The sequence below is a fragment of the Thauera butanivorans genome, from assembly GCF_048398245.1.
Taxonomy (GTDB): Bacteria; Pseudomonadota; Gammaproteobacteria; order Burkholderiales; family Rhodocyclaceae; genus Thauera; species Thauera butanivorans.
This window is the reverse complement of sequence record NZ_CP183038.1, coordinates 3,143,250-3,168,847: the sequence shown is the minus strand read 5'-3', so window position 1 is coordinate 3,168,847 and position 25,598 is coordinate 3,143,250. Positions and strand designations below refer to the sequence as shown.

At 66.2% G+C, this 25,598-nt stretch carries 23 protein-coding genes; 15 read left to right on the top strand and 8 right to left on the bottom strand.

Translation table 11 applies throughout. From position 1 onward, the window contains the following. Window positions 1-6 precede the first annotated feature (6 nt). From trpA to ltrA, 8 genes are all read left to right on the top strand, one after another. Entirely contained in the window at window positions 7-831 is an 825-nt protein-coding gene (gene trpA / locus ACNQFN_RS15385) for a tryptophan synthase subunit alpha (RefSeq protein WP_068637033.1), read from the top strand. Then, window positions 828-1,706 (top strand): acetyl-CoA carboxylase, carboxyltransferase subunit beta, encoded by an 879-nt coding sequence (accD, locus tag ACNQFN_RS15380; protein WP_068637034.1) that lies wholly within the window; start codon window positions 828-830, stop codon window positions 1,704-1,706. The genes trpA and accD overlap by 4 nt, the downstream gene beginning before the upstream one ends. Then, window positions 1,706-3,022: a bifunctional tetrahydrofolate synthase/dihydrofolate synthase gene (gene folC, locus ACNQFN_RS15375; protein ID WP_068637035.1), complete on the top strand. Its 1,317-nt coding sequence runs from the start codon at window positions 1,706-1,708 to the stop codon at window positions 3,020-3,022. The genes accD and folC overlap by 1 nt, the downstream gene beginning before the upstream one ends. A gap of 12 nt (window positions 3,023-3,034) precedes the next feature. Beyond that, window positions 3,035-3,718 (top strand): SPOR domain-containing protein, encoded by a 684-nt coding sequence (locus ACNQFN_RS15370; protein ID WP_068637036.1) that lies wholly within the window; start codon window positions 3,035-3,037, stop codon window positions 3,716-3,718. Window positions 3,719-3,728: 10 nt separating this feature from the next. Continuing rightward, window positions 3,729-4,220 (top strand): CvpA family protein, encoded by a 492-nt coding sequence (locus ACNQFN_RS15365; RefSeq protein ID WP_068637037.1) that lies wholly within the window; start codon window positions 3,729-3,731, stop codon window positions 4,218-4,220. Window positions 4,221-4,231: 11 nt separating this feature from the next. Next, entirely contained in the window at window positions 4,232-5,767 is a 1,536-nt protein-coding gene (purF, locus tag ACNQFN_RS15360; RefSeq protein WP_418646917.1) for an amidophosphoribosyltransferase, read from the top strand. Window positions 5,768-5,790: 23 nt separating this feature from the next. Next, complete coding sequence (locus ACNQFN_RS15355; protein WP_068637039.1) at window positions 5,791-6,975, top strand: O-succinylhomoserine sulfhydrylase; 1,185 nt, start codon at window positions 5,791-5,793, stop codon at window positions 6,973-6,975. Window positions 6,976-7,415: 440 nt separating this feature from the next. Next, entirely contained in the window at window positions 7,416-8,786 is a 1,371-nt protein-coding gene (gene ltrA / locus ACNQFN_RS15350; RefSeq protein ID WP_418646661.1) for a group II intron reverse transcriptase/maturase, read from the top strand. A 226-nt stretch (window positions 8,787-9,012) separates the two neighbouring features. On the opposite strand, the gene ACNQFN_RS15345 is transcribed toward ltrA, so the two are convergent. The 5 genes from ACNQFN_RS15345 to ACNQFN_RS15325 all read right to left on the bottom strand — a co-directional run bounded on the left by ACNQFN_RS15345 (window position 9,013) and on the right by ACNQFN_RS15325 (window position 12,078). Continuing rightward, window positions 9,013-9,636 (bottom strand): exosortase H-associated membrane protein, encoded by a 624-nt coding sequence (locus tag ACNQFN_RS15345; RefSeq protein WP_068637040.1) that lies wholly within the window; start codon window positions 9,634-9,636, stop codon window positions 9,013-9,015. After that, window positions 9,629-10,135 (bottom strand): exosortase H, encoded by a 507-nt coding sequence (gene xrtH, locus ACNQFN_RS15340; protein WP_068637041.1) that lies wholly within the window; start codon window positions 10,133-10,135, stop codon window positions 9,629-9,631. The genes ACNQFN_RS15345 and xrtH overlap by 8 nt, the downstream gene beginning before the upstream one ends. 14 nt (window positions 10,136-10,149) lie before the next feature. Then, window positions 10,150-10,878 carry a UDP-2,3-diacylglucosamine diphosphatase gene (locus tag ACNQFN_RS15335; protein WP_418646916.1) on the bottom strand — a complete coding sequence of 243 codons (729 nt, stop codon included), beginning with the start codon at window positions 10,876-10,878 and terminating at the stop codon, window positions 10,150-10,152. Between the two features lie 69 nt (window positions 10,879-10,947). Beyond that, window positions 10,948-11,442, bottom strand: a complete 495-nt coding sequence (locus ACNQFN_RS15330; RefSeq protein ID WP_068637043.1) for a peptidylprolyl isomerase — start codon at window positions 11,440-11,442, stop codon at window positions 10,948-10,950. Between the two features lie 42 nt (window positions 11,443-11,484). Then, window positions 11,485-12,078 (bottom strand): peptidylprolyl isomerase, encoded by a 594-nt coding sequence (locus ACNQFN_RS15325; protein ID WP_068637044.1) that lies wholly within the window; start codon window positions 12,076-12,078, stop codon window positions 11,485-11,487. A 218-nt stretch (window positions 12,079-12,296) separates the two neighbouring features. On the opposite strand from ACNQFN_RS15325, the gene cysS reads away from it, so the two are divergent. Then, window positions 12,297-13,682: a cysteine--tRNA ligase gene (gene cysS, locus ACNQFN_RS15320; RefSeq protein ID WP_068637045.1), complete on the top strand. Its 1,386-nt coding sequence runs from the start codon at window positions 12,297-12,299 to the stop codon at window positions 13,680-13,682. 112 nt (window positions 13,683-13,794) lie between these two features. Here cysS and dnaJ read toward each other — a convergent pair whose 3' ends face one another. The 3 genes from dnaJ to grpE all read right to left on the bottom strand — a co-directional run bounded on the left by dnaJ (window position 13,795) and on the right by grpE (window position 17,627). Beyond that, window positions 13,795-14,910 (bottom strand): molecular chaperone DnaJ, encoded by a 1,116-nt coding sequence (gene dnaJ / locus ACNQFN_RS15315; RefSeq protein WP_068637046.1) that lies wholly within the window; start codon window positions 14,908-14,910, stop codon window positions 13,795-13,797. Between the two features lie 96 nt (window positions 14,911-15,006). After that, window positions 15,007-16,935 (bottom strand): molecular chaperone DnaK, encoded by a 1,929-nt coding sequence (dnaK, locus tag ACNQFN_RS15310; RefSeq protein WP_068637047.1) that lies wholly within the window; start codon window positions 16,933-16,935, stop codon window positions 15,007-15,009. A gap of 125 nt (window positions 16,936-17,060) precedes the next feature. Then, on the bottom strand, window positions 17,061-17,627 hold the full coding sequence (gene grpE, locus ACNQFN_RS15305; RefSeq protein WP_418646915.1) for a nucleotide exchange factor GrpE: 567 nt from the start codon (window positions 17,625-17,627) through the stop codon (window positions 17,061-17,063). Window positions 17,628-17,902: 275 nt separating this feature from the next. Between grpE and azu the strand changes: the two genes are divergently transcribed. The 6 genes from azu to ACNQFN_RS15275 all read left to right on the top strand — a co-directional run bounded on the left by azu (window position 17,903) and on the right by ACNQFN_RS15275 (window position 25,559). Continuing rightward, window positions 17,903-18,349, top strand: a complete 447-nt coding sequence (gene azu / locus ACNQFN_RS15300; RefSeq protein ID WP_068637049.1) for an azurin — start codon at window positions 17,903-17,905, stop codon at window positions 18,347-18,349. Between the two features lie 301 nt (window positions 18,350-18,650). Further along, window positions 18,651-21,314 carry a DNA gyrase subunit A gene (gene gyrA, locus ACNQFN_RS15295; RefSeq protein WP_068637050.1) on the top strand — a complete coding sequence of 888 codons (2,664 nt, stop codon included), beginning with the start codon at window positions 18,651-18,653 and terminating at the stop codon, window positions 21,312-21,314. Further along, a complete protein-coding gene (gene serC, locus ACNQFN_RS15290; protein ID WP_418646914.1) occupies window positions 21,314-22,411 on the top strand; it encodes a 3-phosphoserine/phosphohydroxythreonine transaminase in 1,098 nt (365 codons plus the stop codon). Before gyrA ends, serC begins: the two co-directional genes overlap by 1 nt. Before the next feature lie 15 nt (window positions 22,412-22,426). Beyond that, a complete protein-coding gene (pheA, locus tag ACNQFN_RS15285; RefSeq protein WP_068637052.1) occupies window positions 22,427-23,497 on the top strand; it encodes a prephenate dehydratase in 1,071 nt (356 codons plus the stop codon). A 59-nt stretch (window positions 23,498-23,556) separates the two neighbouring features. After that, window positions 23,557-24,654 (top strand): histidinol-phosphate transaminase, encoded by a 1,098-nt coding sequence (gene hisC, locus ACNQFN_RS15280; protein ID WP_418646913.1) that lies wholly within the window; start codon window positions 23,557-23,559, stop codon window positions 24,652-24,654. Further along, entirely contained in the window at window positions 24,654-25,559 is a 906-nt protein-coding gene (locus ACNQFN_RS15275; RefSeq protein ID WP_418646912.1) for a prephenate dehydrogenase, read from the top strand. The genes hisC and ACNQFN_RS15275 overlap by 1 nt, the downstream gene beginning before the upstream one ends. Window positions 25,560-25,598 lie beyond the last annotated feature (39 nt).

Here is a 25,598-nt window from a genome sequence, read left to right as displayed (position 1 = left end):
CGTGACATGTCAAGAATCCAGACCGTTTTCCAGCGCTTGCAGGCCGATGGCCGCAAGGCGCTGATTCCCTTCGTCACCGCTGGTTTTCCCGAGCCCGCGCTGACCCTGCCGCTGATGCGCGCCCTGGTCGACGGCGGCGCCGACGTCATCGAGCTGGGCGTGCCCTTCTCCGACCCGATGGCCGACGGCCCCACCATCCAGCGCGCCTCCGAGCGTGCGCTGGAGCAGGGCATGAGCCTGCGCAAGGTGCTCGACACCGTCCGCGCCTTCCGCGCCGGGAACGCCGAGACGCCGGTGGTGCTGATGGGCTACGCTAACCCGATCGAAGCCATGGGCGTTGGAAACTTCGTCGCCGCCGCCAGCGAAGCGGGCGTGGATGGCGTGCTGGTGGTCGATTATCCGCCCGAGGAATGCACCGGCTTCACCCGCGCGGCCAAGGCCGCCGGCCTGGATCCGATCTTCCTGCTGGCGCCGACGTCGACCGAGCAGCGTTTCGCCGACGTCGCCGCGGCGGGCAGCGGCTACATCTACTACGTCTCGCTGAAAGGCGTGACCGGCAGCGGCAGGCTCGACATCGACGAGGTCGCGCGCCGCATTCCGCAGATCCGCGCCGCGGTCGGCCTGCCGGTCGGCGTCGGTTTCGGCATCCGCGATGCCGAGAGTGCCCGGCGCATCGGTGCCGTTGCCGACGCGGTCGTCATCGGCAGCCGGATCATCGAGGAAATCGAGCAGGCCCCGGCAGGCGAAGCCGTCGCACGCGTGCATGCCTTCATGCGCAGCATCCGCGCAGCGCTCGACGCCATCGAACCGGCAACAGGAGTGAAATCATGAGTTGGTTGCAGAAGCTGCTGCCGCCGAAGATCAAGCGCAGCGACAACGCAGGGCGCGGCAAGTCGACGATTCCGGAAGGGCTGTGGAGCAAGTGCAGCGCATGCGAAGCCGTGCTCTATCGCTCCGACCTCGACAGCAACCAGGGCGTGTGCCCGAAGTGCGGACACCATAACCGGCTGCGCGCGCGCCAGCGTCTCGACATGCTGTTCGACATCGGAGGGCGCGTCGAGATCGGCGCCGAAGTGAGGCCGATCGATGCGCTGAAGTTCAAGGACTCGCGCAAGTATCCCGAGCGCCTGTCGGCTGCGGGAGCCGAGACCGGCGAGGTCGACGCGATGGTCGTGATGCAGGGGCTGATCGGCGGCGTGCCGGTGGTGGTGGCCTGTTTCGAGTTCGAGTTCCTCGGCGGTTCGATGGGGTCGGTGGTCGGCGAGCGCTTCGTGCGCGGCGCCAAGGCCGCCTATGAGCAGCGCCTGCCCTTCATCTGCATCACCGCCTCGGGCGGCGCGCGCATGCAGGAAGGCCTGTTCTCGCTGATGCAGATGGCCAAGACCACGGCGGCGATCACGGGCCTGGCCGAGCGCCGGCTGCCTTTCGTCACCGTGCTGACCGACCCGACCATGGGCGGCGTGTCGGCGAGCTTCGCCTTCATGGGCGACGTCGTCATCGCCGAGCCGGGCGCGCTGATCGGCTTTGCCGGCCCGCGCGTGATCGAGCAGACGGTGCGCGAGAAGCTGCCGGAAGGCTTCCAGCGCGCTGAGTTCCTGCTGGAGAAGGGCGCCATCGACCTGATCGTCGATCGCCGCGAGATGCGGCAGGAGCTGGCCCGTCTGCTCTGCCTGCTGCTGCGCCAGCCCGCCGCCTCGGCTGCCTGATGGTTTCTTCGTCCACTGCCGTTTCGCCGCGCACGCTGGCCGGCTGGCTGCAACTGCTCGAACAGCGCCATGTGCAGACCATCCAGCTCGGCCTGGAGCGTGTCGCGCGGGTGCGGGCCGTGCTCGGAGCCGATCCCGATGCGCTGGTGATCACGGTGGGCGGCACCAACGGCAAGGGATCGTGCTGCGCGATGCTGGAGGCGATCCTGCTGGCCGAAGGCTATCGCGTCGGCTGCTATACCTCGCCGCATCTGCTGCGCTACAACGAACGTGTCCGCGTCGATGGCAAGGAAGTGGCCGACGAGGCGCTGGTCGCGGCTTTAGATGCGGTCGAAGCCGCCCGCGGCGACACGCTGCTGACGTATTTCGAGCATGGCACGCTGGCCGCCTGGGAAGTGTTCCGCAAGGAGGCGCCGGACGTCGTCATCCTCGAAGTCGGCCTGGGCGGCCGGCTGGACGCGGTGAACGTGTTCGACGCCGATTGCGCGCTGGTGACCAGTATCGCGCTCGACCACATGGATTATCTCGGCGACACCCGGGAAGCGATCGGCTTCGAGAAGGCCGGCATCTTCCGTTCCGGCCGGCCCGCCGTGTGCGGCGACCCGCAACCGCCGGCCAGCTTGCGCGACCATGCCGAGGCGATCGGCGCGCAGTTGTGGATCAGCGGCCGCGATTTCGGCTTCGGCGGCGACCGCCAGCAGTGGGGCTACTGGCGCTACCAGGCGCCGCCTGCGCAGGGTGCGCTGGTCAAGCGCGGCGGCCTGGCCTATCCGGCGCTGCGGGGGGCCAACCAGTTGCTCAACGCCGCTGCGGTGATGACGGTGCTCGACACCGTGCGTGACCGCATCCCGGTATCGATGCAGGCCATCCGCCAGGGCCTGATGCTGGTCGAGGTGCCGGGCCGCTTCCAGGTCCTGCCCGGCCGTCCGGCGGTGGTGCTGGACGTTGCCCACAACCCGCAGGCGGCCGGCGTGCTGGCCGAGAACCTGGGGAGCATGGGTTTCCATCCGGAAACCTGGGCGGTGCTCGGCATGCTCGGCGACAAGGATGTCGAAGGCGTCGTGTCGCTGCTGAAGGGCCGGATCGACCACTGGCTGCTTGCCGATCTGCCCGGCCCGCGCGGCCTCAAGGCGGAAGAGCTGGCGCTGCGCCTGCATATGGCGGGCATCGAAGCCGGCATCCGGTGTTTTCCCTCGCCGAAGGATGCTTATGCTGCGGCGCAGCAGGGTGCAGGGGAGGGTGATAGAATCGTGGTCTTCGGCTCCTTCCTGACCGTAGCCGAAGTGCTCGACGTGGTGAAAGCGGGCAGACACTGACGAGATCGTTTCGTGAGCGACGCAGAAAACCTCGACATCAAGAAACGCGCCCGGCGCCGGCTGGTGGGCGCGATCGCACTTGCGCTGCTGGCGGCGATCATCCTGCCGATGATGATGGAGCAGGAGCCGCATCCGGTCAGCGGCGACATCCAGATCACGATTCCGGACCGCGACGCACCTGCCGGCCAGGTCCGCCCGAATGCGGCTGCGGAAGATCCGGTGCCCGCAACCACGCCCTCGCCCGAGGAGCAGGCGCCGCCATCCCCGCCTCCCACCGTCGACGCGCCGCCGCCTGTGCCGGCGAAGCCCGAGGCGCCGGCCGCCGGAGCACCGACTCCTCCCGCGAAGCCCGCTGCGACGAAACCCGAAACGCCCAAGCCCGCACCCGCACGCTCCGCTGCCGATGAGGCGGCCGAAGCCGCGCGCGCGCGCGCCGCGATCGAAGGCCGCGAAGTGCCGAAGGCCCAGACGCCGAAGGGCGAAAGCTTCATCCTGCAGATCGGTGCCTTCGGCGACGCCGCCAGGGCCTCGCGCATTGCTGCCGATCTCAAGAAGCAGGGATTTGCCGCCTATACCGAGAAGGCTGGCAACGTCACGCGCGTGCGCGTCGGCCCCATCACCGGCAGGAGCGCCGCCGACAAGACGGCCGAGCAACTGCGGGCGCTGGGTTTCAGTACCGTGATCACGCCGCGCTGACGGTTTCCGCATGACGGTATTCGACTACGTGTTCCTCGGCATCCTGGCCTTGTCCGCGGCAGTGGGCATGTGGCGCGGCCTGGTCAGCGAGGTCATGGCCGTGATGGCCTGGGTGCTCGCGCTTTTTGCCGCCTGGCGCTATAACGAACAGGCGGCCCGGGTCTTTGCCGGGCTCATCGCCGAACCCTTGTGGCGGCAGGTGGCCGGCGGTGCGCTGGTCGTCCTCGGGGTGCTGATCCTGACTGCGCTCGTCCGCTACCTGCTGCGCCAGCTGCTGCATGCCGCGGGGCTGGGGGCGACCGACCGCTTCTTCGGCGCGCTGTTCGGCATCGCGCGTGGCCTGCTGGTGGCGCTGGTGGTCGTGCTGATCGGCGGCCTCGCCGGTCTGTCCCGTGAACCCTGGTGGACGCAGGCCTTGTTCTCGCCACCGTTGGAAACGGCGGTTCTTGCCGCCAAACCCTGGCTGCCCGAAGTGGTGGCCGACAAGATTCGATTCAGATAGGCGAAATCCTCATGTGCGGAATTCTCGGAGTCGTCGCGACCTCCCCAGTCAACCAGCTTCTGTACGACGGTCTTCAGGTGCTGCAGCACCGCGGGCAGGATGCGGCAGGCATCGCCACCGCCGAAGGCGGGCGATTCCACATGCACAAGGGCTCGGGCCTGGTGCGCGACGTGTTCCGCACGCGCAACATGCGCAACCTCGAAGGCAACTGGGGCATCGGCCACGTCCGCTATCCGACGGCCGGCTCAGCCTACAACGCCTCGGAAGCACAGCCCTTCTACGTCAATTCGCCCTTCGGCCTGCTGCTGGCGCACAACGGCAACCTGACGAATTCCGATGCGCTCAAGCGCGAGATCTTCCTGTCCGATCTCCGCCACATCAACACCAGCAGCGATTCCGAAGTGCTGCTGAACGTGCTGGCGCATGAGCTGCAGGCGGCCTGTAATGGGTTGAAGCTCGACGAGGAGGCTGTGTTCCGTGCCGTGGCCGGCGTCCATCGCCGCTGTCGCGGCGCCTATGGCGTGGTGGTGATGATCTCCGGCTACGGCCTGCTCGCCTTCCGCGACCCCTACGGCATCCGCCCGATGGTGATCGGCCGCAACGAGGCCGAGGCCGGCACCGAATGGCTGGTGGCGTCCGAGTCGGTGGCGCTCGACGTGCTCGGCTTCAAGCTGCTGCGCGACGTCGCGCCGGGCGAGGCGGTGCTGATCGACACCGAAGGCAACTTCCACAGTCGCCAGTGCGCCGAGCAGACCGTGCAGGCGCCGTGCATGTTCGAGTTCGTCTATCTGGCGCGGCCGGATTCGATCATCGACGGCGTGTCGGTGTACGAGTCGCGCATGAAGATGGGCGAGTTCCTCGCCGACAAGATGAAGCGCACGATGCCGCACGTCGATATCGACGTCGTGATCCCGATTCCGGACTCCAGCCGGCCGTCGGCGATGCAGATGGCCGAGCGCCTGGGGCTGCCCTACCGCGAAGGCTTCGTCAAGAACCGCTACATCGGCCGGACCTTCATCATGCCGGGACAGGCGACGCGCAAGAAGTCGGTGCGCCAGAAGCTGAACACCATCCATCAGGAATTCAGGGGCAAGAGCGTGCTGCTGGTCGACGACTCCATCGTGCGCGGCACGACCAGCAAGGAGATCGTCAACATGGCACGGGAAGCCGGCGCGCGGAAGGTTTATCTCGCCTCGGCGGCGCCGCCGGTGCGCCATGCCAACGTCTACGGCATCGACATGCCGACGCGCGGCGAACTGATCGCATCGGATCGCACCGAGGAGGAAATCTGCCGCGAGATCGGCGCCGACGGCCTGATCTACCAGGATCTCGACGATCTGAAGGCTTCGGTGCGTGCGCTGAATCCCGCGCTCAGCTTCTTCGAGACGTCCTGCTTCGACGGCTGCTACGTGACCGGCGACATCACCGCCGAATACCTGAACGGCGTCGAGAACCAGCGCGGCGAGGACAAGCCCGCCAAGGTCGACCTCCACGACGACGAGGGCGGCCAGCTCGACCTCAACCTCGCTTCCGGCTCCGACAACTGAACCGATATCCTCTGCGAACTGCGATGACGCTCCCTGACGATCTTCCCCTTCATCCGGACACGCTGGCAATCCGCTCCGGTATCGAACGCAGCCAGTTCGGCGAACACGGCGAAGCGATGTACCTGACCTCGAGCTTCGTGTTCGAGAATGCGGCGCAGGCGGCGGCGCGTTTTTCCGGCGAGGAGGAGGGCAACGTCTATGCCCGTTTCTCGAACCCGACCGTGACCGCGATGCAGACGCGGCTCGCCGCGCTCGAAGGCGCCGAAGCCTGCGTGGCGACGGCGTCCGGCATGTCGGCGATCCTGTCGCTGGCGATGGCGACCTTGCAGGCCGGCGATCACATCGTTGCCTCCAACGGCCTGTTCGGCGCCACCCAGCAGTTGTTCGGCGGCATCCTGTCGAAGTTCGGCATCGAAACCAGCTTCGTGGCGGCGACCGATCTCGATGCCTACCGCAAGGCAGTGAGGCCGCGCACCCGCCTGTTCTTCATCGAGACGCCGTCCAATCCGCTGACCGAAGTGGTCGACATCGCTGCGGTGGCGGAGATCGCCCACCAGGCCGGCGCACTGCTGGCGGTGGACAACTGCTTCTGTACGCCGGCCTTGCAGCGTCCGCTGGAGCTCGGCGCGGACGTGGTCGTGCATTCGGCGACCAAGTACCTGGACGGCCAGGGCCGCGTGCTGGGCGGCGCAGTGGCGGGCCGGAAGGCGATCACCGAAGAAGTGTTCCGCTTCCTGCGCACGGCAGGGCCGACCCTGTCGCCCTTCAACGCCTGGGTGATCTTCAAGGGCCTGGAAACCCTGCGCATCCGCATGGAAGCGCAGTCGGCCGCGGCGCTGGAACTGGCCCGCTGGCTCGAGACCCAGCCCGGCGTGGCCCGCGTGTATTACCCCGGCCTGCCTTCGCATCCGCAGCACGAACTGGCGATGCGCCAGCAGAAGTCCGGCGGCGCCATCGTCAGCTTCGACGTCAAGGGCGGGCGCGAGGCGGCATGGAAAGTGGTCGATTCGACCCGGCTGATCTCGATCACCGCCAACCTCGGCGACACCAAGACGACGATCACTCACCCGGCGACGACCACGCACGGCCGCATCACGGCGGAAGCACGCGCCGCGGCCGGCATCGGCGACGGCCTGCTGCGCGTTGCGGTGGGACTGGAAGCCGTGGAGGATCTCAAGGCGGATCTGGCGCGGGGGCTGGGCGGCTGAACGCCAGCCTTCTGCACCAATGCCTGCCAACGGCTCCGTGTTGCGGAGCCGTTGGCTCGTGTGCGCCCAGCATGGGCGCCCTCCTGCGGGTGCAAGTCCCGCCGTAAGTTGATCACAGCGAACGAAGTGAAGCGCAACTGCGTGAGGGTGACCGAGCGTGGGGAGGAAGCGTGGAGCATAAGCTGCGAGCCGATGGACAAGAATCGGATAGAAGGCGCTGCGGAGCAGGGCGAGCGAGCACGTAATCGCGAAGCTCTCGTGATCAAGGCGAAGTGGCGTAGATCCGGCGGTTGTGCAGCGAAGGAGTGCGTTCTTACCTGGGGAGGTCTCGCCTTGTGCCTGAAAGGGCGACGGCGCTTAACCGGAGCGAGAAGTCAGCAGAGGCCGTAGTAGCCGCTGGTTTGGGGCGAAGGGCCGAACGAGTAGGAGGGCCGAAGGCCGTGTTGCTCGGACGTGAAGTGCATCAGAAGCTCGGGGAGCCGGGGCGCAATGCGGGAGGGCTCGGTGAAGCCGCGTCCGAAGCAGTGCGTGATGAAGCACGGACGGCGCGGCATGGAACTGGAAGCCCGGGGCGAGATGACCTGCTTGCGCAGGTGCTCGCGAGCGCGAACATGGAGGCGGCGTGGAAACGCGTCAAATCCAATCGCGGCAGTGCTGGGGTGGATGGGTTGTCGATCACCGAGACGGCGGAGCAACTGAGAGCGCACTGGCCCCGGATTCGGGAATCCTTGCTGGATGGCAGCTACCGGCCCCTGCCGGTGCGCCGTGTCCAGATCCCGAAGCCCGATGGTGGGGTGCGCGAATTGGGGATTCCGACGGTGACGGATCGGCTGATCCAGCAAGCCCTGCTGCAAGTCTTGCAGCCCAGGATTGATCCAACGTTCTCTGAACACAGCTACGGCTTCCGGCCGGGACGCCGTGCCCACGACGCGGTGCTCGATGCACAGCGCTACGTGCAGGACGGTTACCGGGTGGTGGTCGATGTGGATCTGGAGAAATTCTTCGATCGAGTCAATCACGACATCCTGATGGAACGGTTGTCGAGGCGAATCGAGGACAAGGCCGTGCTGCGGCTGATCCGTCGTTACCTCGTGGCCGGGATCATGGATGGCGGCGTGGCCATGGCGCGCTACGAGGGGACGCCGCAAGGCGGCCCACTGTCGCCGCTGCTGGCCAATGTGCTGCTTGACGAGGTGGATCGGGAACTGGAGCGACGGGGCCACCGTTTCGTTCGCTATGCCGACGACTGCAATGTATATGTACGCAGTGGTCGCGCAGGCGAACGGGTGCTGGCGGGCCTGACCAAGCTCTACGAACGACTTCACCTGAAGGTCAATGACGCCAAGACGGCCGTTGCGCCGGCCTCGGGCCGCAAGTTTCTGGGCTACGCCTTCTGGTACGGCCCGGGCGGACAGGTCAAGTGCAGGGTGGCCGACAAGGCGCTCAAGACCTTCAAGCAACGCATCCGGCAATTCACGCGTCGCTCGGGTGGGCGCAACCTGACCGAGATTGCCGAACGGCTGCGGGCCTACATGCCGGGCTGGAAGACGTACTTCCAGCTTGCGCAGACACCCAAGGTGTTCCGCAAACTCGACAAGTGGATAAGACACCGGCTGCGTGCGGTGCAGCTCAAGCACTGGCGTCGGGGTACGACGATGTACCGGGAGTTGAAAGCGATGGGCGCCTCGGAAGAGGATGCCCGCAAGGTGGCGGCGAACAGTCGGTGCTGGTGGCGTAACAGCCGCATGCGATTGAACCGCGCGATGCCTGTCGCTTACTTCGACCGACTCGGCGTCCCTCGGCTCTCATAACCTCAACGACTCGAACCGCCCGGTGCGGACCCGCATGCCGGGTGGTGTGGGAGGGGTCGGCCGGGTAAGCTGGCCGCCCCTATCCCGATTTACAGGCCGCCAGTCGCCGGCGCTCGAGCCGTGTGCGGCACTCGGGGGGCATGGCAAGTCCTGCATCCGCACCACACGGCGGCATCAAACGGCTGGCGTCCGGCTTCCATGCTCGTTCTTGCTGCTTGCGCCTCGCCTAAGGATTCGCCGGAGCATTCTTTTCCAGCATTCCGGCCATTGCGCCATCCACCGCCACCGTGGCGACGAATCCACGTTCCAGATAGACCCAGAGCAGGAAGGGGATCAGCGTGGGGAAGAGCAGGAAGCCGAGCTGGTATGCCAGGCCGAACAGGTTGGCGTGGAGCGGGGTGAAGCGGGTGACGGAGGAGGTCAGGTTCGCCATGTGCACGGCGACGTCGACGAGCCAGTCGAAGCTGATTCCCCAGGCCTGGAAGGGCAGCATGGCGAGCAGGCCGACGGGGAATTTCCACCAGATGCCTTTGGCGCGGGACGCCAGCAGCAGGGCCAGGAACAGGGGTGGGCCGTAGCAATAGGTCAGGGCGCGGACTTCCGGCGTCAGCGTGCCCATGCGGCCATCCTCGGCGAAGATCGTGATGCGGGTGAGCAGCACCACCATGTTGCCTTCCTGCTCGACGCCTGCCACCCAGGACGGAAAGAAGAACTCCATTGCATGGCCGGCCAGCCAGCTTGCGGGCAGGGCGAAAACCTCACGTTGCCAGTACCAGATGCTCAGCAGCACGCCGAGCCACAACAGGGCGCGGACGAAGAGCCCGCCGATGATGCTGAACGGACTAGGCAAGGGCAAGCTCCCGGGAGGCTTCGCTACGGGCGACCTGGCGTACCCAGATCAGCCAGACGATCAGCACGTCGAGCATGATGAGTGCCTGCCACAGATAGAGGTGGGCGAATTCGAAAGCTTCGTGGTTCCAGGCGGCGAGGTAGAACAGGGTGATGACCCGGAGGATGTTGACTGCCTGGATGGCGGCAAAGCCGGCGACGATGCCGATGAGCCGAATTCTCCAGCCGGCCGGGTAGGCGAGGATGGCAGCGCTCAGGATGATGCAGGCTTCGATGCCGTTGCAGCCCGCTTCGATCGACACGCCGATGCCGGAAGTGGCGTGCATCAGCACCTTGTCGTACGCGATCACGCCGGGATCGAAGAAGGACACCAGTGTGGCGCTGATTCTGGCGAGCAGGAAAGTCCAGGGCGTGACCAGAGCCTCCTGCACCGGCTTGGTCAGCTCCAGTGCAAACAGCCCGACGAGCAGCGCGACGAAGATGGCGATGAAACGGAACATGGGTGACGTTTCCTTCAACTCGGGCGGTATTCGCTGGTGCTGAGCTGCTGGCCGTCGAAGGCCAGATGAGGCGCCGAGCCGTGCCAGTCGGCGAGCACATGGCGCGAGCAGGCATGGCCGTCGATCTGGATGCGGTGGTGCGCTGGACGATGGGTGTGGCCGTGGATCAAGGTCGGGTAGTGGTGCGCGCGCAGCAGCGCGGCGACTGCATCGGCATTGACGTCCATGATCTCCATCGACTTCCGGGCGTTTTCGGCGGTGCTGAGCCGGCGCAGGTTGTCGATCAGCGCCTTGCGCTCGCTCAGTGGCCGGGCGAGGAAGGCGGCCTGCCAAGCCGGATCGCGCACCTGGGCACGGTAGGCCTGATAGGCGGCATCGTCGGTGCAGAGGATGTCGCCGTGGCTGAGTAGCAGCCGGCTGTCGCCGGTCTGGAGCAGCCATGGGTCGGGCAGGATGTCCATGCCGGCGCGGGCGGCGTAGTCGGCGCCGAGCAGGAAGTCGCGGTTGCCTGGCATGAAATGGATCGCGGTGCCGGCACGGGCAGTGGCGGCCAATGCGCTGGCGATGTCGCGGTTGAGCGGTGCGTCGCCGTCATCGTCGCCGGCCCAGTATTCGAACAGGTCGCCGAGAATGTAGAGTGCCCGGGCTTCGCGCGCCGGCCCGGCCAGAAACGCGAGAAAGGCTGCCACGGTTTCCGGATGATCTTCCGATAGATGAAGATCGGAGATGAAGAGTAGTCGCACGGGCCGGTCTCGTCCTGGCCGGACGTCCGGCCAGGGGTGTCAAACGACAGTAGGGATCGGACGCGGGTTTCAGACCACTTCGGCGCGTTCGATGATCACGTCTTCCTTCGGCACGTCCTGGTGGAAGCCGCTGGAGCCGGTCTTGACCTTGCGGATCGCGTCGACCACGTCCATGCCTTCGCTGACCTTGCCGAACACGCAGTAGCCCCAGCCTTGCGGGTCGGGCGAGCGGAAGTTCAGGAAGTCGTTGTCGGCGACGTTGATGAAGAACTGGGCGGTGGCCGAGTGCGGCGCCTGGGTGCGGGCCATGGCGATGGTGCCGCGCTCGTTCTTGAGGCCGTTGTCGGCTTCGTTCTTGATCTGCTCGCCGGTCGGCTTCTGGTCCATGCCCGGGGTGAAGCCGCCGCCCTGGATCATGAAGCCGTCGATGACGCGGTGGAAGATGGTGTTGTCGTAGTGGCCGGCCTCGACGTAGGCGATGAAGTTGGCCACCGTCTGCGGCGCCTTGTCGGCGTCGAGTTCGAGGGTGATGACGCCGTGGTTGGTATGCAGCTTGACTGCCATGTGCTGTTCTCCTGGGGAAAGCTGTTGGGGATGCAGGCGTGCTTACTTGCCCGCTTTCTTCGGCGCTGCGTTCTCGAGCACGCTCGCGCTCTCGATGACGACCGCCTCGACGGGCACGTTCTGGTGGAAGCCGCGGTTGGCGGTCTGCACCTTGGCGATCTTGTCGACCACGTCCATGCCCTTGACGACCTTGCCGAACACCGCGTAGCCCCAGCCGTCGCGCGAGGGATAGTCGAGGAAGGTGTTGGGCACCAGGTTGATGAAGAACTGCGCGCTGGCCGAATGCGGATCGGCGGTGCGGGCCATCGCCAGCGTGCCGCGCTCGTTCTTGAGGCCGTTCTTGGCTTCGTTCTCGATCGGCGCGCGGGTGCTCTTCTGTTTCAGGTCGGCATCGAAGCCGCCGCCCTGGACCATGAAGCCGTCGATGACGCGGTGGAACACGGTGCCGTCGTAGAAGCCGTCCTTGACGTACTGGACGAAGTTCTCGGCGGACTTGGGTGCCTTGTCGGCGAAGACTTCGACGACGATCTCGCCCTGGTTGGTCTTGAGCTCGACCATGGGGTTGGCGGCAAGGGCGCCGAGGCTGGTCAGGGCGGTCGATGCCAGCGCGGCAAAGGCGATCAGGTGCTTTTTCATGGAATCTCCGGTGCGCGGCCGTGGTGGCCGGATGGGCGGCGGACGTCGTGGCGGCCGGGAAAATGGCAGGCATTGCGGCCGTGGTATATTTGCGGCCTTCGACTGCCGGCCCGGCGCCTGGGTGACGCGGGATTCTAGCAACAAGCACCCCCCCTCACAATTGCGCCGCCGACGAACCGGTTTTCAACCGATCTTCCCCACCGTTTTTCCATTCGCCGATGCTTTCCATCTACAACACCCTGACGCGCAGCAAGGAAGTCTTCACCCCGATCGAGCCCGGCAAGGTCCGCATGTACGTGTGCGGCATGACGGTGTATGACTTCTGTCACCTCGGCCATGCGCGCGTGATGGTGGTGTTCGACATGGTGGCGCGCTGGCTGCGGGCCAGCGGGCTGGATGTGAACTACGTGCGCAACATCACCGACATCGACGACAAGATCATCCGCCGGGCGCAGGAGAACGGCGAGTCGATCCGCCAGTTGACCGACCGCTTCATCGCCGCGATGCACGAGGACGCCGACGCCCTCGGCGTGCTGCGCCCGGACCACGAGCCGCGCGCCACCGACTACGTCGTCCAGATGCAGAGCCTGATCTCGCGCCTCGAGCAGAAAGGCCTGGCCTACGTCGCCGCCAACCGCGACGTCTGCTACGCGGTGCGCAAGTTCGACGGCTACGGCAAGCTGTCGGGCAAGTCGCTCGACGAGCTGCGTGCCGGCGAGCGGGTGGATGTCGCCCAGGACAAGAACGATCCGCTCGATTTCGTGCTGTGGAAGCATGCCAAGGCCGAGGAGCCGGGCGAGGTGAAGTGGGATTCGCCCTGGGGTGCCGGCCGTCCGGGCTGGCACATCGAATGCTCGGCGATGAGTTCCGAACTGCTCGGCGACCATTTCGACATCCACGGTGGCGGCATGGACCTGCAGTTCCCGCACCACGAGAACGAGATCGCCCAGTCCGAAGGCGCGCACGGCCACGCCTTCGTCAATTACTGGATGCACAACGGCTTCGTGCGTGTCGACGACGAGAAGATGTCGAAGTCGCTCGGCAATTTCTTCACCATCCGCGAAGTGCTGCAGCAGTACGACGCCGAAGTGGTGCGCTTCTTCATCCTGCGCGCCCACTATCGCAGCGCGCTGAACTACTCGGATGCGCATCTCGAGGATGCGCGCAGTGCGCTGACGCGGCTCTACACCGCATTGAAGAACGTGCCGGCCGAAGGCGAGGGCGAAGTCGATTGGAACGAAGCTCATGCGAGGCGCTTCCGCGCGGCGATGGACGACGACTTCAACACGGCCGAAGCGATGGCGGTGCTGTTCGAGCTGGCCAACGAGGTCAATCGCAGCGCCTCGCCGGGGCTGGCGCGGCAACTGAAGGCGCTGGGCGCCGTGCTCGGCCTGCTGCAGCGCGATCCGGTGGCTTTCCTGCAGGCGGGTACGCCGGATGCCGGCGGGCTCGACGCTGCGGCGATCGAAGCACGGATTGCTGCGCGTGCCGCGGCGAAGAAGAACAGGGACTACGCCGAAGCCGACCGCATCCGTGCCGAACTGGCCGAAGCCGGCGTCGTGCTGGAGGACGGCGCGGGCGGCACGACCTGGCGCCGCGCCTGAGCGGTGCCTCGTCGGGGCGGAAGGGCCCCGATGATGAAAAAAATGGCCCGCCATCGGAGTGATGGCGGGTCATTTTCATGCCTGGACAGGCGGCGCTGCGCGCCGCCAGGGTTCAAGTACCAAAGAAGTCCTTCACCTTGTCCATCCAGGACTTGGCCTTCGGGTTGTGGCGGTCGGCGTTGCCGCTGGAAATCTCCTCGAATTCGCGCAGCAGTTCCTTCTGGCGTTCGGTGAGCCTGACCGGCGTCTCGACCACGACGTGGCAGAGCAGGTCGCCATGCACGTGGCTGCGCACGTTCTTGATGCCCTTGCCGCGCAGGCGGAAGACCTTGCCGCTCTGCGTCTCGGCCGGGATCTTCAGGCGGGCCATGCCTTCCAGCGTCGGGATCTCGATTTCGCCGCCCAGCGCCGCGGTGGTGAAGCTCAGCGGCATCTCGCAGTGCAGGTCGTCGTGGTCGCGCTCGAACACCGCGTGCTTGCGGATGTGGATCTCGACGTAGAGATCGCCCGGCGGGCCGCCATTGACGCCCGGTTCGCCGTGGCCGCCGTGGCGCAGGCGCATGCCTTCGTCGATGCCGGCGGGAATCTTCACTTCCAGTGTCTTGTGCTTCTTGACCCGGCCGGCGCCGCCGCAGTCGCGGCAGGGGTCGGGGATGATCTTGCCGCTGCCGTGGCACTTCGGGCAGGTCTGCTGGATCGAGAAGAAGCCCTGCTGCACCCGTACCTGGCCGTGGCCGTTGCAGGTGGGACAGGTCTTGGGCTGGGTGCCGGGCTTGGCGCCGCTGCCGTGGCAGGTGCCGCATTCCTCGACGGTGGGGATGCGGATCGTCTTCTCGGCACCGCGCGCGGCTTCCTCGAGCGTGATCTCGAGGTTGTAGCGCAGATCGGCGCCGCGATAGACGTTCGAGCGCCCGCCGCGGCCGCCGCCGAACAGGTCGCCGAAGATGTCGCCGAAGGCATCGGCGAAGCCGCCTTCGAAGCCCTGGCCGCCTCCCATCGATTGGTCGACGCCGGCATGGCCGTAGCGGTCGTAGGCGGCCTTCTTCTGCGGGTCGGAGAGCATCTCGTAGGCCTCCTTGGCCTCCTTGAACTTCTCCTCGGCTTCCTTGTTGTCCGGATTGCGGTCCGGATGGTACTTCATGGCCAGCTTGCGGTAGGCCTTCTTGATCTCGTCGTCGCCGGCATCGCGATTGACGCCGAGAACGTCGTAGTAATCCCTTTTGGACATGTTGCTTCGCTCAGTCTGGTATCACGCAAAGGCCGAGCCGGCGCCGGAGCAGGGCTCCGGCGGGGCTCGGCCGAGAAGGATTCGCCAGAGTGACGATTACTTCTTGTCCTTCACTTCGGTGAATTCGGCATCCACCACGTCGGCGTCGTCGGCCTTGCTGCCGGACGACTGGGTGCCGGCGCCAGCCTGATCACCGCCCTCGGCCTGGGCCTGGGCATACATCTGCTCGCCCAGCTTCTGTGCGGCCATCGCCAGGGCCTGGCTCTTGGCTTCGATGCTGTCCTTGTCGGAGCCCTTGATCGCCTCTTCGGCATCCTTGATCGCGGCTTCGATCCTGGCCTTCTCGTCGTCGGGCAGCTTGTCGCCGTACTCGCCCAGGGCCTTGCGCGTCGAATGCACCAGCGCGTCGCACTGATTGCGGGCATCGACCAGTTCGTGCGCCTTCTTGTCTTCCTCGGCATGGGCCTCGGCGTCGCGCACCATGCGTTCGACTTCCTCGTCCGACAGGCCGGAGTTGGCCTGGATCTTGATCTTGTTCTCCTTGCCGGTGGCCTTGTCCTTGGCCGACACGTGCAGGATACCGTTGGCGTCGATGTCGAAGGTGACCTCGATCTGCGGCATGCCGCGCGGCGCCGGCGGGATGTCGGACAGGTTGAACTGGCCCAGGCTCTTGTTGCCGGAAGCCATCTCGCGCTCACCCTGCAGCACGTGGATGGTCACCGCGCTCTGGTTGTCGTCGGCGGTGGAGAACACCTGCGAGGCCTTGGTCGGGATCGTGGTGTTCTTCTGGATCAGCTTGGTCATCACGCCGCCCAGGGTTTCGATGCCGAGCGACAGCGGGGTCACGTCGAGCAGCAGCACGTCCTTGACCTCGCCCTGCAGCACGCCGCCCTGGATGGAGGCGCCCACGGCCACGGCTTCGTCCGGGTTCACGTCCTTGCGCGGCTCCTTGCCGAAGAATGCCTTGACCTTCTCCTGCACCATCGGCATGCGGGTCTGGCCGCCGACCAGGATCACGTCGTCGATGTCGGAGACCTTCAGGCCGGCATCCTTCAGCGCCACGCGGCAGGGCTCGATCGAGCGCTCGACCAGGTCTTCGACCAGCGCCTCGAACTTGGCGCGGGTGATCTTGACCGCCAGGTGCTTCGGCCCGGAGGCGTCGGCAGTGATGTAGGGCAGGTTGACTTCGGTCTGCTGGCCGGAGGACAGCTCGATCTTGGCCTTCTCGGCCGCTTCCTTCAGGCGCTGCAGCGCGAGCACGTCGTTCTTGAGGTCGACGCCCTGATCCTTCTTGAACTCGGTGACGATGTAGTCGATCAGGCGCTGGTCGAAGTCCTCGCCGCCGAGGAAGGTGTCGCCGTTGGTCGCCAGCACTTCGAACTGGTGCTCGCCGTCGAGGTCGGCGATCTCGATGATCGAGATGTCGAAGGTGCCGCCGCCGAGGTCATACACCGCGATCTTGGAGTCGCCCGGCTTCTTGTCCATGCCGAAGGCGAGCGCGGCCGCGGTCGGCTCGTTGATGATGCGCTTGACTTCCAGGCCGGCGATGCGGCCGGCGTCCTTGGTGGCCTGGCGCTGGCTGTCGTTGAAGTAGGCCGGCACGGTGATGACGGCTTCGGTCACTTCCTCGCCGAGATAGTCCTCGGCGGTCTTCTTCATCTTGCGCAGCACTTCGGCCGACACCTGCGGCGGCGCGATCTTCTTGCCGCGCACCTCGACCCAGGCGTCGCCGTTGTCGGCCTTGGTGATGGTGAAGGGCATCAGGTCGATGTCCTTCTGCACTTCCTTCTCTTCGAAGCGGCGGCCGATCAGGCGCTTGATCGCGAACAGGGTGTTCTTGGCGTTGGTGACGGCCTGGCGCTTGGCCGGCGCACCACACAGGATTTCGCCGTCTTCGGCGTAGGCGACCACCGACGGGGTGGTGCGCGCGCCTTCGGAGTTCTCGATGACCTTCGGCTTGCCGCCTTCCATCACGGAAACGCAGCTGTTGGTGGTGCCGAGGTCGATGCCGATGATCTTGCCCATGAAAGTTCCTTTGTTTTCTGAATGTGGTGGCGGAGCGGCGCCGCCGTCCGGTCTGGTTCGAATATGGGGTGGTGCGGCAGCGTTTCAAGCCGCCGCGTGCAGATTGCTCGCTGGTTCGGCCGCCCTTACTGTTCCTTCGCCTTGGCGACCATCACCAGCGCCGGGCGGATGACGCGTTCGTTGAGCAGGTAGCCCTTCTGCAGCACGGTGACGACGGTGTTGGGTTCGGCATCCGCCTCGACGGTGCTGATCGCCTGGTGCTTGTTCGGGTCGAACTTCTGGCCGAGCGGATTCTCTTCCGCCAGGTTGGCGCCTTCGAAGGCGGCGACGAGTTGCTTCAGCGTCAGTTCGACGCCTTCGCGCAGATTCTCGAGGGTCTGGTTTTCCACCGCGAGTGCGGCTTCGAGGCTGTCCTTGACCGGCAGCATCGCGCTGGCGAACTTCTCGGCGGCGAACTTGCCGGCCTTGACGATGTCCTCCTGCGCGCGGCGGCGGACGTTCTCGGTCTCGGCCTTGGCGCGCAGCCAGGCGTCATGATGCTCGGCGGCCTTCAGTTCGGCCTGGCGCAGGCTCTCTTCCAGGCTGGGCAGGGTGTCCGGCTTGTTCTCTTCGGTGTCCTGCGCGGCCGCTGCGGGAGCGGGCTGCTGTCCGGTTTCCGGAATGGCGTTTGGATTCTGGCTCAGGTCCTGCATGGGTTCTTGCTCCCTGTTGATGGCTGTTCCTGGCCGGCATGTTGGGGCGGGCGATTCGATTTCAAGAGGAAACCTTTGGTGAAGAAGCAGCCATTGCGGCAGGCTGCGCGCTGGCGCACAATAGCCTGTCCGGAACTGGTTCGCGTTCCGAGTTGGAGATGGCCGGTTCAACGGGTCTTCACCATTCCGGAATTCCACGTGATGCCCGGCGTTTGCCTGTGTCATCGTTGCAGTTGAGTTTTTTCCTGCTCGTCAGGAAACCATGGGAGATATCGATGAAACTGAAGAAAGTTGCCGCCTGCGTTCTGCTGTCCGCTGCCGTCGCGCCGGCCTGGGCTGCCTGCGAGGCCACCATCGAAGGCAACGACATGATGCAGTTCAATATCAAGGAGATCGTGGTCGACAAGAGCTGCAAGGAGTTCACCCTCACGCTGAAGCACACCGGCAAGCTGGCCAAGGCTGCCATGGGCCACAACTGGGTGCTGGCGAAGGATGCCGACGTCAAGGACCTGGCTGCCGACAGCGCCAAGGCCGGCCCGGCCAAGGACTACCTCGTCGATGGCGATGCCCGCATCATCGCCCACACCAAGCTGATCGGTGGCGGCGAAACCGACTCGGTCACCTTCGACGTATCCAAGCTCGCGGCCGGTGAGAAGTACACCTATTTCTGCTCCTTCCCGGGCCACTGGGCAGTGATGAAGGGTGAGCTGAAGCTCAACTGAAGCTCTGATCGCCCATCGGCCACTGGAGCCTGACCGGGTTCCGGTGGCATCGCAGCATGGGGAAGAGTGCGTGGCCCTCCTCTCGCTGCTGATGAAATGCATGTGGCAGGCATCGTCCTGTCATGATCCGGCTGCGCGGACGATCTCTGCTGCGTGCCCTTCAGGCGCGCCTTCTTCGCGCCTTTGCTCGTTGTCTCCCTGACGGAAGCGTGCTTCCTTTGGAGTCGTCTGCGGCTGTAGGGCAGGGCTCTCGTGGTAGCATTGACCGTTTTGATTCACGCGGCTTTCGCCGCCTTCGAGCATGACCCAGTTCGCCAAGGAAACCCTGCCGATCAGCCTCGAAGAGGAGATGCGGCACTCCTACCTCGACTACGCGATGAGCGTGATCGTGGGCCGCGCACTCCCCGATGCGCGTGACGGCCTCAAGCCTGTGCATCGCCGTGTGCTGTTCGCGATGCACGAACTGTCCAACGACTGGAACCGTGCCTACAAGAAGTCCGCGCGCATCGTCGGTGACGTCATCGGTAAATACCATCCGCACGGCGACACCGCGGTGTACGACACCATCGTGCGCATGGCGCAGGATTTCTCGCTGCGCTACATGCTGGTCGACGGCCAGGGCAACTTCGGTTCGGTCGACGGCGACAACGCCGCGGCGATGCGTTACACCGAAATCCGCATGGCGCGCATCGGCCACGAACTGCTGGCCGACATCGACAAGGAAACGGTCGACTTCGGCCCCAACTACGACGGCTCGGAGAAGGAGCCGCTGGTCATGCCGGCGCGCATCCCCAACCTGCTGATCAACGGTTCGAGCGGCATCGCGGTCGGCATGGCGACCAACATCCCGCCGCACAATCTGGGCGAGATCGTCGATGCCTGCCTGAAGCTGCTGGAAGAGCCGGACACCGACATCGAGGCGCTGATCGACATCGTCAAGGCGCCCGACTTCCCGACTGCCGGCCTGATCTACGGCCTGCACGGCGTGCATGAGGGCTACCGCACCGGCCGCGGCCGCGTGATCATGCGCGCGCGCACCCACTTCGAACCGATCGGCAAGACCGACCGCCAGGCCATCGTCGTCGACGAGCTGCCCTACCAGGTCAACAAGCGCACGCTGCAGGAGCGCATGGCCGAACTGGTCAACGAAAAGAAGATCGAGGGCATCAGCGAGATCCGCGACGAGTCCGACAAGTCCGGCATGCGCCTGGTGGTCGAGCTCAAGCGCGGCGAGATGCCCGAAGTGGTGCTGAACAAGCTGTTCAAGCACACCCAGCTGCAGGACAGCTTCGGCATGAACATGGTGGCGCTGGTCGACGGCAAGCCGCGCCTGCTGAACCTGAAGCAGATGCTGGTGTGCTTCCTCGAGCACCGCCGCGAGGTCGTCACCCGCCGCACCATCTTCGAACTGCGCAAGGCGCGCGACCGCGGCCACATCCTCGAAGGCCTGGCGGTGGCGCTGTCCAACGTCGACGAGATCATCGCCCTGATCAAGGCCGCGCCGACGCCGGCCGATGCCAAGCGCGGCCTGATGGAACGCACCTGGCGCTCGCCGCTGGTCGAGGAGATGCTGTCGCGCGCGATGGCCGACAGCTACCGGCCGGAAGGGCTGGACCCGCAGTTCGGCCTGTCGGCACAGGGCTACCGGCTGTCCGAAGCCCAGGCCCAGGCCATCCTGGAGCTGCGCCTGCAACGCCTGACCGGGCTGGAGCAGGACAAGATCGTCGGCGAGTACCGCGAAGTGATGGACATCATCACCGACCTGCTCGACATCCTCGCCCGTCCCGAGCGCATCACCGCGATCATCGTCGAGGAGCTGAGCGCGATCCGCAACCAGTTCGGCGATCCGCGCCGCTCGGAACTGGTGATGAACACCGCCGAGATCAACATCGAGGACCTGATCACGCCGGAAGACATGGTCGTCACCCTGTCGCACACCGGCTACTTCAAGCGCCAGCCGCTGGCCGACTACCGCGCCCAGCGCCGCGGCGGCCGCGGCAAGCAGGCGACCTCGATGAAGGACGAGGACTTCATCGACCATCTCTTCGTCGCCAACACCCACGACACCGTGCTGTGCTTCTCCAGCCGCGGCCGCTGCTACTGGCTGAAGGTGTACGAAGTGCCCGAAGGCACGCGCAACTCGCGCGGCAAGCCGATCGTCAATCTGTTCCCGCTGGTCGAAGGCGAGAAGATCACCGCCGTGCTGCCGATCAAGGAGTTCGACGAGGAGCACTTCGTGTTCATGGCGACTTCCGAGGGCACGGTCAAGAAGACCGCGCTGACCGCCTTCTCCAACCCGCGCAAGGCCGGCATCATCGCGGTGAATCTGGATGACGGCGACCACCTGATCGGCGTCGCCATCACCGACGGCGAATGCGACGTGATGCTGTTCTCCGATGCCGGCAAGGCGGTGCGTTTCGCCGAGACCGACGTGCGGCCGATGGGCCGCGAGGCCCGCGGCGTGCGCGGCATGATGCTGGAGGACGGCCAGGCGGTGATCGCGATGCTGGTGGCCAAGGACGAGTCGCAGTCGGTGCTGACCGCGACCGAGAACGGCTACGGCAAGCGCACGCCGGTGGCCGAATACACCCGCCACGGCCGCGGCACCAAGGGCATGATCGCGATCCAGACCTCCGACCGCAACGGCAAGCTGGTCGGCGCGGTGCTGGTCGAGCCGGGCGACGAGGTGATGCTGATCTCGACCGGCGGCGTGCTGATCCGCACCGGCGTCGAGAGCATCCGCGAGATGGGCCGTTCCACCCAGGGCGTGACCCTGATCAACCTCGACGACGGCACTTTCCTCGCCAGCATCGAGAAAGTGGCGGAGTCCGAGTCCGACGAAAGCATGCGCGCGGAAGACGAAGGCGGGGCTGCCGCAGCCGGGGAGCCTGCCGACGACACTGCGCAGGACGGCAACGACGGCCAGGGCGAAGCGCCCGCGGCCGACCAACAGGGAGATGCCTGATGAGCCGGGTGTGGAACTTCAGCGCCGGCCCGGCCGCGCTGCCCGAGGAAGTGCTGCGCCAGGCCGCCGACGAGATGCTCGACTGGCAGGGTTCGGGCATGGGCGTGATGGAGATGAGCCATCGCGGCAAGGAGTTCACCTCGATCGCCGTGCAGGCCGAGGCCGATCTGCGCGAACTGCTGGCGGTGCCGGCCGATTACCGCATCCTGTTCATGCAGGGCGGGGCGATCGCGGCGAATGCGATCATCCCGATGAACCTGATCGGCGGCAAGCGCGTCGCCGACTACGTCGTCACCGGCGCCTGGTCGCAGAAGTCGCAGAAGGAGGCGCGCAAGTACGCCGAGGTGAATATCGCCGCCACTTCCGAGGCGAGCGACTTCACCACCGTGCCGCCGATGGCGGACTGGAAGCTGTCGGCGGATCCGGCCTACCTCTTCACCTGCACCAACGAGACCATCAGCGGCGTCGAATATCCCTTCGAGCCGGATCTGGCCCGGATCGGCCGCGGCGAAGTGCCGGTCGTCGCCGACATGTCTTCGCACATCCTGTCGCGCGTCATCGACGTGTCGAAATACGGCCTGATCTTCGGTGGTGCGCAGAAGAACATCGGCCCGGCCGGCCTGACCATCGTCATCGTGCGCGAGGACCTGCTCGGCCGCGCGATGCCGCATTGCCCGGCCGCGTTCGACTTCAGGATCGTGGCCGAGAACGCGTCGATGTACAACACGCCGCCGACCTACGGCATCTACATCGCCGGCCTGGTGTTCCAGTGGATCAAGCGCCAGGGCGGCGTGGCCGCGCTGGAGGCGCGCAACGTCGCCAAGGCGAAGCTGCTGTACGGCTTCCTCGACGGCAGCGGTTTCTATGAGAATCGCGTCGATCCGGCCTGCCGTTCGCGCATGAACGTGCCTTTCTTCCTGAAGGACGAATCGCTCAACGACGCTTTCCTGGCCGAATCGAAGGCTGCGGGCCTGACGCAGTTGAAGGGCCACAAGTCGGTCGGCGGCATGCGCGCGTCGATCTACAACGCGATGCCGCTGGCGGGCGTGCAGGCGCTGGTGGACTTCATGCGCGACTTTGCCGCGCGCAAGGCTTGAACCGAAGGACCGAGCATGAGCGACGAACTGCTGAAGCTGCGCAACGAAATCGACCGCCTCGACGAGGAAATCCTCGCCCGCCTGTCCGAGCGTGCGCGCTGCGCGCAACGCGTGGGTGAAGTGAAGCAGGGCAAGCCCCCTTTCTACCGGCCCGAGCGCGAAGCCCAGGTGCTGCGCCGCCTGGCGGAGCTGAATCCGGGGCCGCTGCCGGCGGATGCGGTGAAGACCGTGTTCCGCGAGATCATGTCGGCCTGCCTGGGGCTGGAGCATCCGCAGCGCGTCGCCTACCTCGGCCCGGCCGGTACTTTTTCCGAAAGCGCCAGCCGCAAGCAGTTCGGTTCCGCGCCCGGTTTCATGCCGATGGCGACGATCGAGGACGTGTTCCGCGCGGTCGAGGCCGGCAACGTCGATTACGGCGTCGTGCCGGTCGAGAATTCGACCGAGGGTGCGGTCAATATCACGCTCGACCTGCTGCTGGCGAGCCCGGTCAAGGTCTGCGGCGAAGTCAGGCTGCGCATCCATCAGCAACTGATGTCGCGTGCCGACGGCATCGGCGCCGCCAAGCGCCTGTATTCGCATGCGCAGTCGCTGGCGCAGTGCCACGAATGGCTCAACCGCAACCTGCCTCACCTGCCGCGCATCCCGGTGGCGAGCAACGCCGAGGCGGCGCGGCTGGCGGCGGAGGATGCCGAGTCCTGCGCGATCGCGGGCGAGGCGGCGGCCAAGCTGTACGGCCTGAACATCCTCGCGCCCAACATCGAAGACGATCCCAACAACACCACGCGCTTCCTCGTCATCGCCAGCCACGACGCCGGGCCGTCGGGCAGCGACCGCACCTCGCTGGTGTTCTCGGCGCCGAACCGTCCGGGGGCGATCCATGCCTTGCTGGAACCGCTCGCGCGCCACGGTGTGGACATGACCAAACTGCAGTCGCGCCCGGCGCAGTCAGGCCTGTGGGAATATGTGTTCTACGCCGACATCAACGGCCACCGCGAAGATGCCGAGGTCGCCGCCGCGCTCGCCGAACTGGCCGATCGCGCCGCATTCCTGAAGGTGCTCGGCTCCTATCCGATCGCCGCCATCTGACACTCTGAATCCGCCCGAGCATTCGACGAACGAGGCCACGTGCCATCAAGGAGACAGCCATGAGCGTAGCAAGCCGTGCCCCGGACCACATCCGTGCCATCATGCCCTACCAGCCGGGCAAGCCGATCTCCGAACTGGCGCGGGAGATGGGGCTTGCCGAATCGAGCATCGTCAAGCTCGCATCGAACGAGAATCCGCTGGGGATGAGCACGCGCGCCCGCGATGCCGCACGCATGGCGCTGGCCGATCTGGCGCGCTACCCGGACGGCGGTGCCTTCGCATTGAAGGCGGCGCTGTGCCGCAAGCTCGGCGTGAAGCCCGAGCAACTGGTGATCGGCAACGGTTCCAACGATGTCCTCGAGATCGCCACCCAGGCTTTCCTCCGCCCCGGCTGTTCGGCGGTGTATGCCCAGCATGCCTTTGCCGTCTATCCGCTGGCGACGCAGGCGCGCGGCGCGCGCGGCGTCGAAGTGCCGGCGAGGAACTTCGGCCACGACCTGGATGCGATGGCGGCGGCGATCTCGCCCGATACCCGCATCGTCTTCATCGCCAATCCGAACAATCCGACCGGCACTTTCCTGCCGGGTGGGGACATCGAGGCGTTCCTGCACCAAGTGCCGCAGGACGTGCTGGTGGTGCTCGACGAGGCCTATACCGAATACCTGGCGCCGGCGCAGCGCTATGACGCCATCGCCTGGATCGAACGCTTTCCCAACCTGCTGGTGTCGCGCACCTTCTCCAAGGCCTACGGCCTCGCCGGCCTGCGGGTGGGCTATGGCGTCGCGCATGCCGAAGTGGCGGACCTGATGAACCGGGTGCGCCAGCCCTTCAACGTCTCCAGCGTCGCGCTGGCGGCAGCCGGGGCGGCGCTGGACGACGAGGAGTTCATCGAGCAGTCGGCCGAACTGAACCGGCGTGGCATGCAGCAACTCACCGACGCCTTCGTCGCGCTGGGGCTGGAGTGGATTCCGTCGGCCGGCAACTTCGTCACCTTCAAGGTCGGCGACGCCGCCGGAGTCGATCGCGCGCTGCTGCGGCAGGGCGTGATCGTGCGCCCGATCGCTGGCTACGGCATGCCGCACTGGCTGCGGGTGTCGATCGGCCTGCCGGAAGAGAACGCCCGCTTCATCGCCGCGCTGAAGCAGGCGCTGGCCTGATGGAAGGCCGCGAGACCTCGCCGCTGATCGGCAAGCTCGTCATCTGCGGCGTCGGCCTGATCGGCGGTTCGTTCGCGCTCGGCCTGCGGCGCGCGGGGGCGGTCGGCCGCATCGTCGGCATCGGCCGGCGGCGCGAACCACTGGAGCGTGCGCTGGGACTGGGCGTCATCGACGAGATTGCAGGTGACTGGGCCACGGCGCTGGCCGGTGCCGATCTGGTGCTGCTTGCCGCGCCGGTGGGGCAGATGGATGCGATCATGGCGGCGATGGCGCCGCACCTGGGCGCCGGGACGGTGGTCACCGACGCCGGCAGCACCAAGCGCGACGTGATCGAAGCCATCCATCGCCACCTCGGCGCGCAGCTGCCGCAGATCGTGCCGGCACACCCGATCGCAGGCGCGGAGAAGAGCGGCGTCGATGCCGCCTTCGCCGATCTCTACGTCAAGCGCAAGGTCGTGCTGACGCCGCTTCCCGACAGCCGGGCCGATGCGGTCGAACTGGTGCGGGCGGCCTGGCAGGCCTGCGGCGCCAGCGTGGTCGACATGACGCCGCGGGACCACGACAGCGTGTTCGCCGCCGTCAGCCACCTGCCGCATCTGCTCGCCTTCGGCCTGGTGGACGACCTGGCGCGGCGCGACAACGCGGAACTGCTGTTTTCGCATGCGGCCAGCGGTTTCCGCGACTTCACCCGCATCGCCGGCAGCCATCCGGAAATGTGGCGCGACATCTGCGTCGCCAACCGGGTGGCGCTGCTCGCCGAACTGGATGCCTATCTCGGCGAACTGGCCAGCCTGCGGCGGATGCTCGCGGCGGGCGACGGTGACGCGCTCGAAGCCGTCTTTAATCGTGCCCGGCGCGCCCGCAACGCCTGGGCCGAAGGCCTGCCGGTGCAGACGGCGGAATGATCGGGCGGCTGTGTCCCCACTCCCGGCCTGGATGGGTAG

Excerpts from the sequence above, each read along its gene's own strand:
- cysS (WP_068637045.1), top strand. The coding sequence starts at position 12,297 with ATGCTTTCCATCTACAACACCCTGACGCGCAGCAAGGAAGTCTTCACC.
- ACNQFN_RS15365 (WP_068637037.1), top strand. The coding sequence starts at position 3,729 with ATGACGGTATTCGACTACGTGTTCCTCGGCATCCTGGCCTTGTCCGCG.
- purF (WP_418646917.1), top strand. The coding sequence starts at position 4,232 with ATGTGCGGAATTCTCGGAGTCGTCGCGACCTCCCCAGTCAACCAGCTT.
- serC (WP_418646914.1), top strand. The coding sequence starts at position 21,314 with ATGAGCCGGGTGTGGAACTTCAGCGCCGGCCCGGCCGCGCTGCCCGAG.
- trpA (WP_068637033.1), top strand. The coding sequence starts at position 7 with ATGTCAAGAATCCAGACCGTTTTCCAGCGCTTGCAGGCCGATGGCCGC.
- pheA (WP_068637052.1), top strand. The coding sequence starts at position 22,427 with ATGAGCGACGAACTGCTGAAGCTGCGCAACGAAATCGACCGCCTCGAC.
- azu (WP_068637049.1), top strand. The coding sequence starts at position 17,903 with ATGAAACTGAAGAAAGTTGCCGCCTGCGTTCTGCTGTCCGCTGCCGTC.
- ACNQFN_RS15330 (WP_068637043.1), bottom strand. The coding sequence starts at position 11,442 with ATGGCAGTCAAGCTGCATACCAACCACGGCGTCATCACCCTCGAACTC.
- xrtH (WP_068637041.1), bottom strand. The coding sequence starts at position 10,135 with ATGTTCCGTTTCATCGCCATCTTCGTCGCGCTGCTCGTCGGGCTGTTT.
- grpE (WP_418646915.1), bottom strand. The coding sequence starts at position 17,627 with ATGCAGGACCTGAGCCAGAATCCAAACGCCATTCCGGAAACCGGACAG.
- ACNQFN_RS15325 (WP_068637044.1), bottom strand. The coding sequence starts at position 12,078 with ATGAAAAAGCACCTGATCGCCTTTGCCGCGCTGGCATCGACCGCCCTG.
- dnaK (WP_068637047.1), bottom strand. The coding sequence starts at position 16,935 with ATGGGCAAGATCATCGGCATCGACCTCGGCACCACCAACAGCTGCGTT.
- ACNQFN_RS15355 (WP_068637039.1), top strand. The coding sequence starts at position 5,791 with ATGACGCTCCCTGACGATCTTCCCCTTCATCCGGACACGCTGGCAATC.
- accD (WP_068637034.1), top strand. The coding sequence starts at position 828 with ATGAGTTGGTTGCAGAAGCTGCTGCCGCCGAAGATCAAGCGCAGCGAC.
- ACNQFN_RS15275 (WP_418646912.1), top strand. The coding sequence starts at position 24,654 with ATGGAAGGCCGCGAGACCTCGCCGCTGATCGGCAAGCTCGTCATCTGC.
- hisC (WP_418646913.1), top strand. The coding sequence starts at position 23,557 with ATGAGCGTAGCAAGCCGTGCCCCGGACCACATCCGTGCCATCATGCCC.
- dnaJ (WP_068637046.1), bottom strand. The coding sequence starts at position 14,910 with ATGTCCAAAAGGGATTACTACGACGTTCTCGGCGTCAATCGCGATGCC.
- folC (WP_068637035.1), top strand. The coding sequence starts at position 1,706 with ATGGTTTCTTCGTCCACTGCCGTTTCGCCGCGCACGCTGGCCGGCTGG.
- gyrA (WP_068637050.1), top strand. The coding sequence starts at position 18,651 with ATGACCCAGTTCGCCAAGGAAACCCTGCCGATCAGCCTCGAAGAGGAG.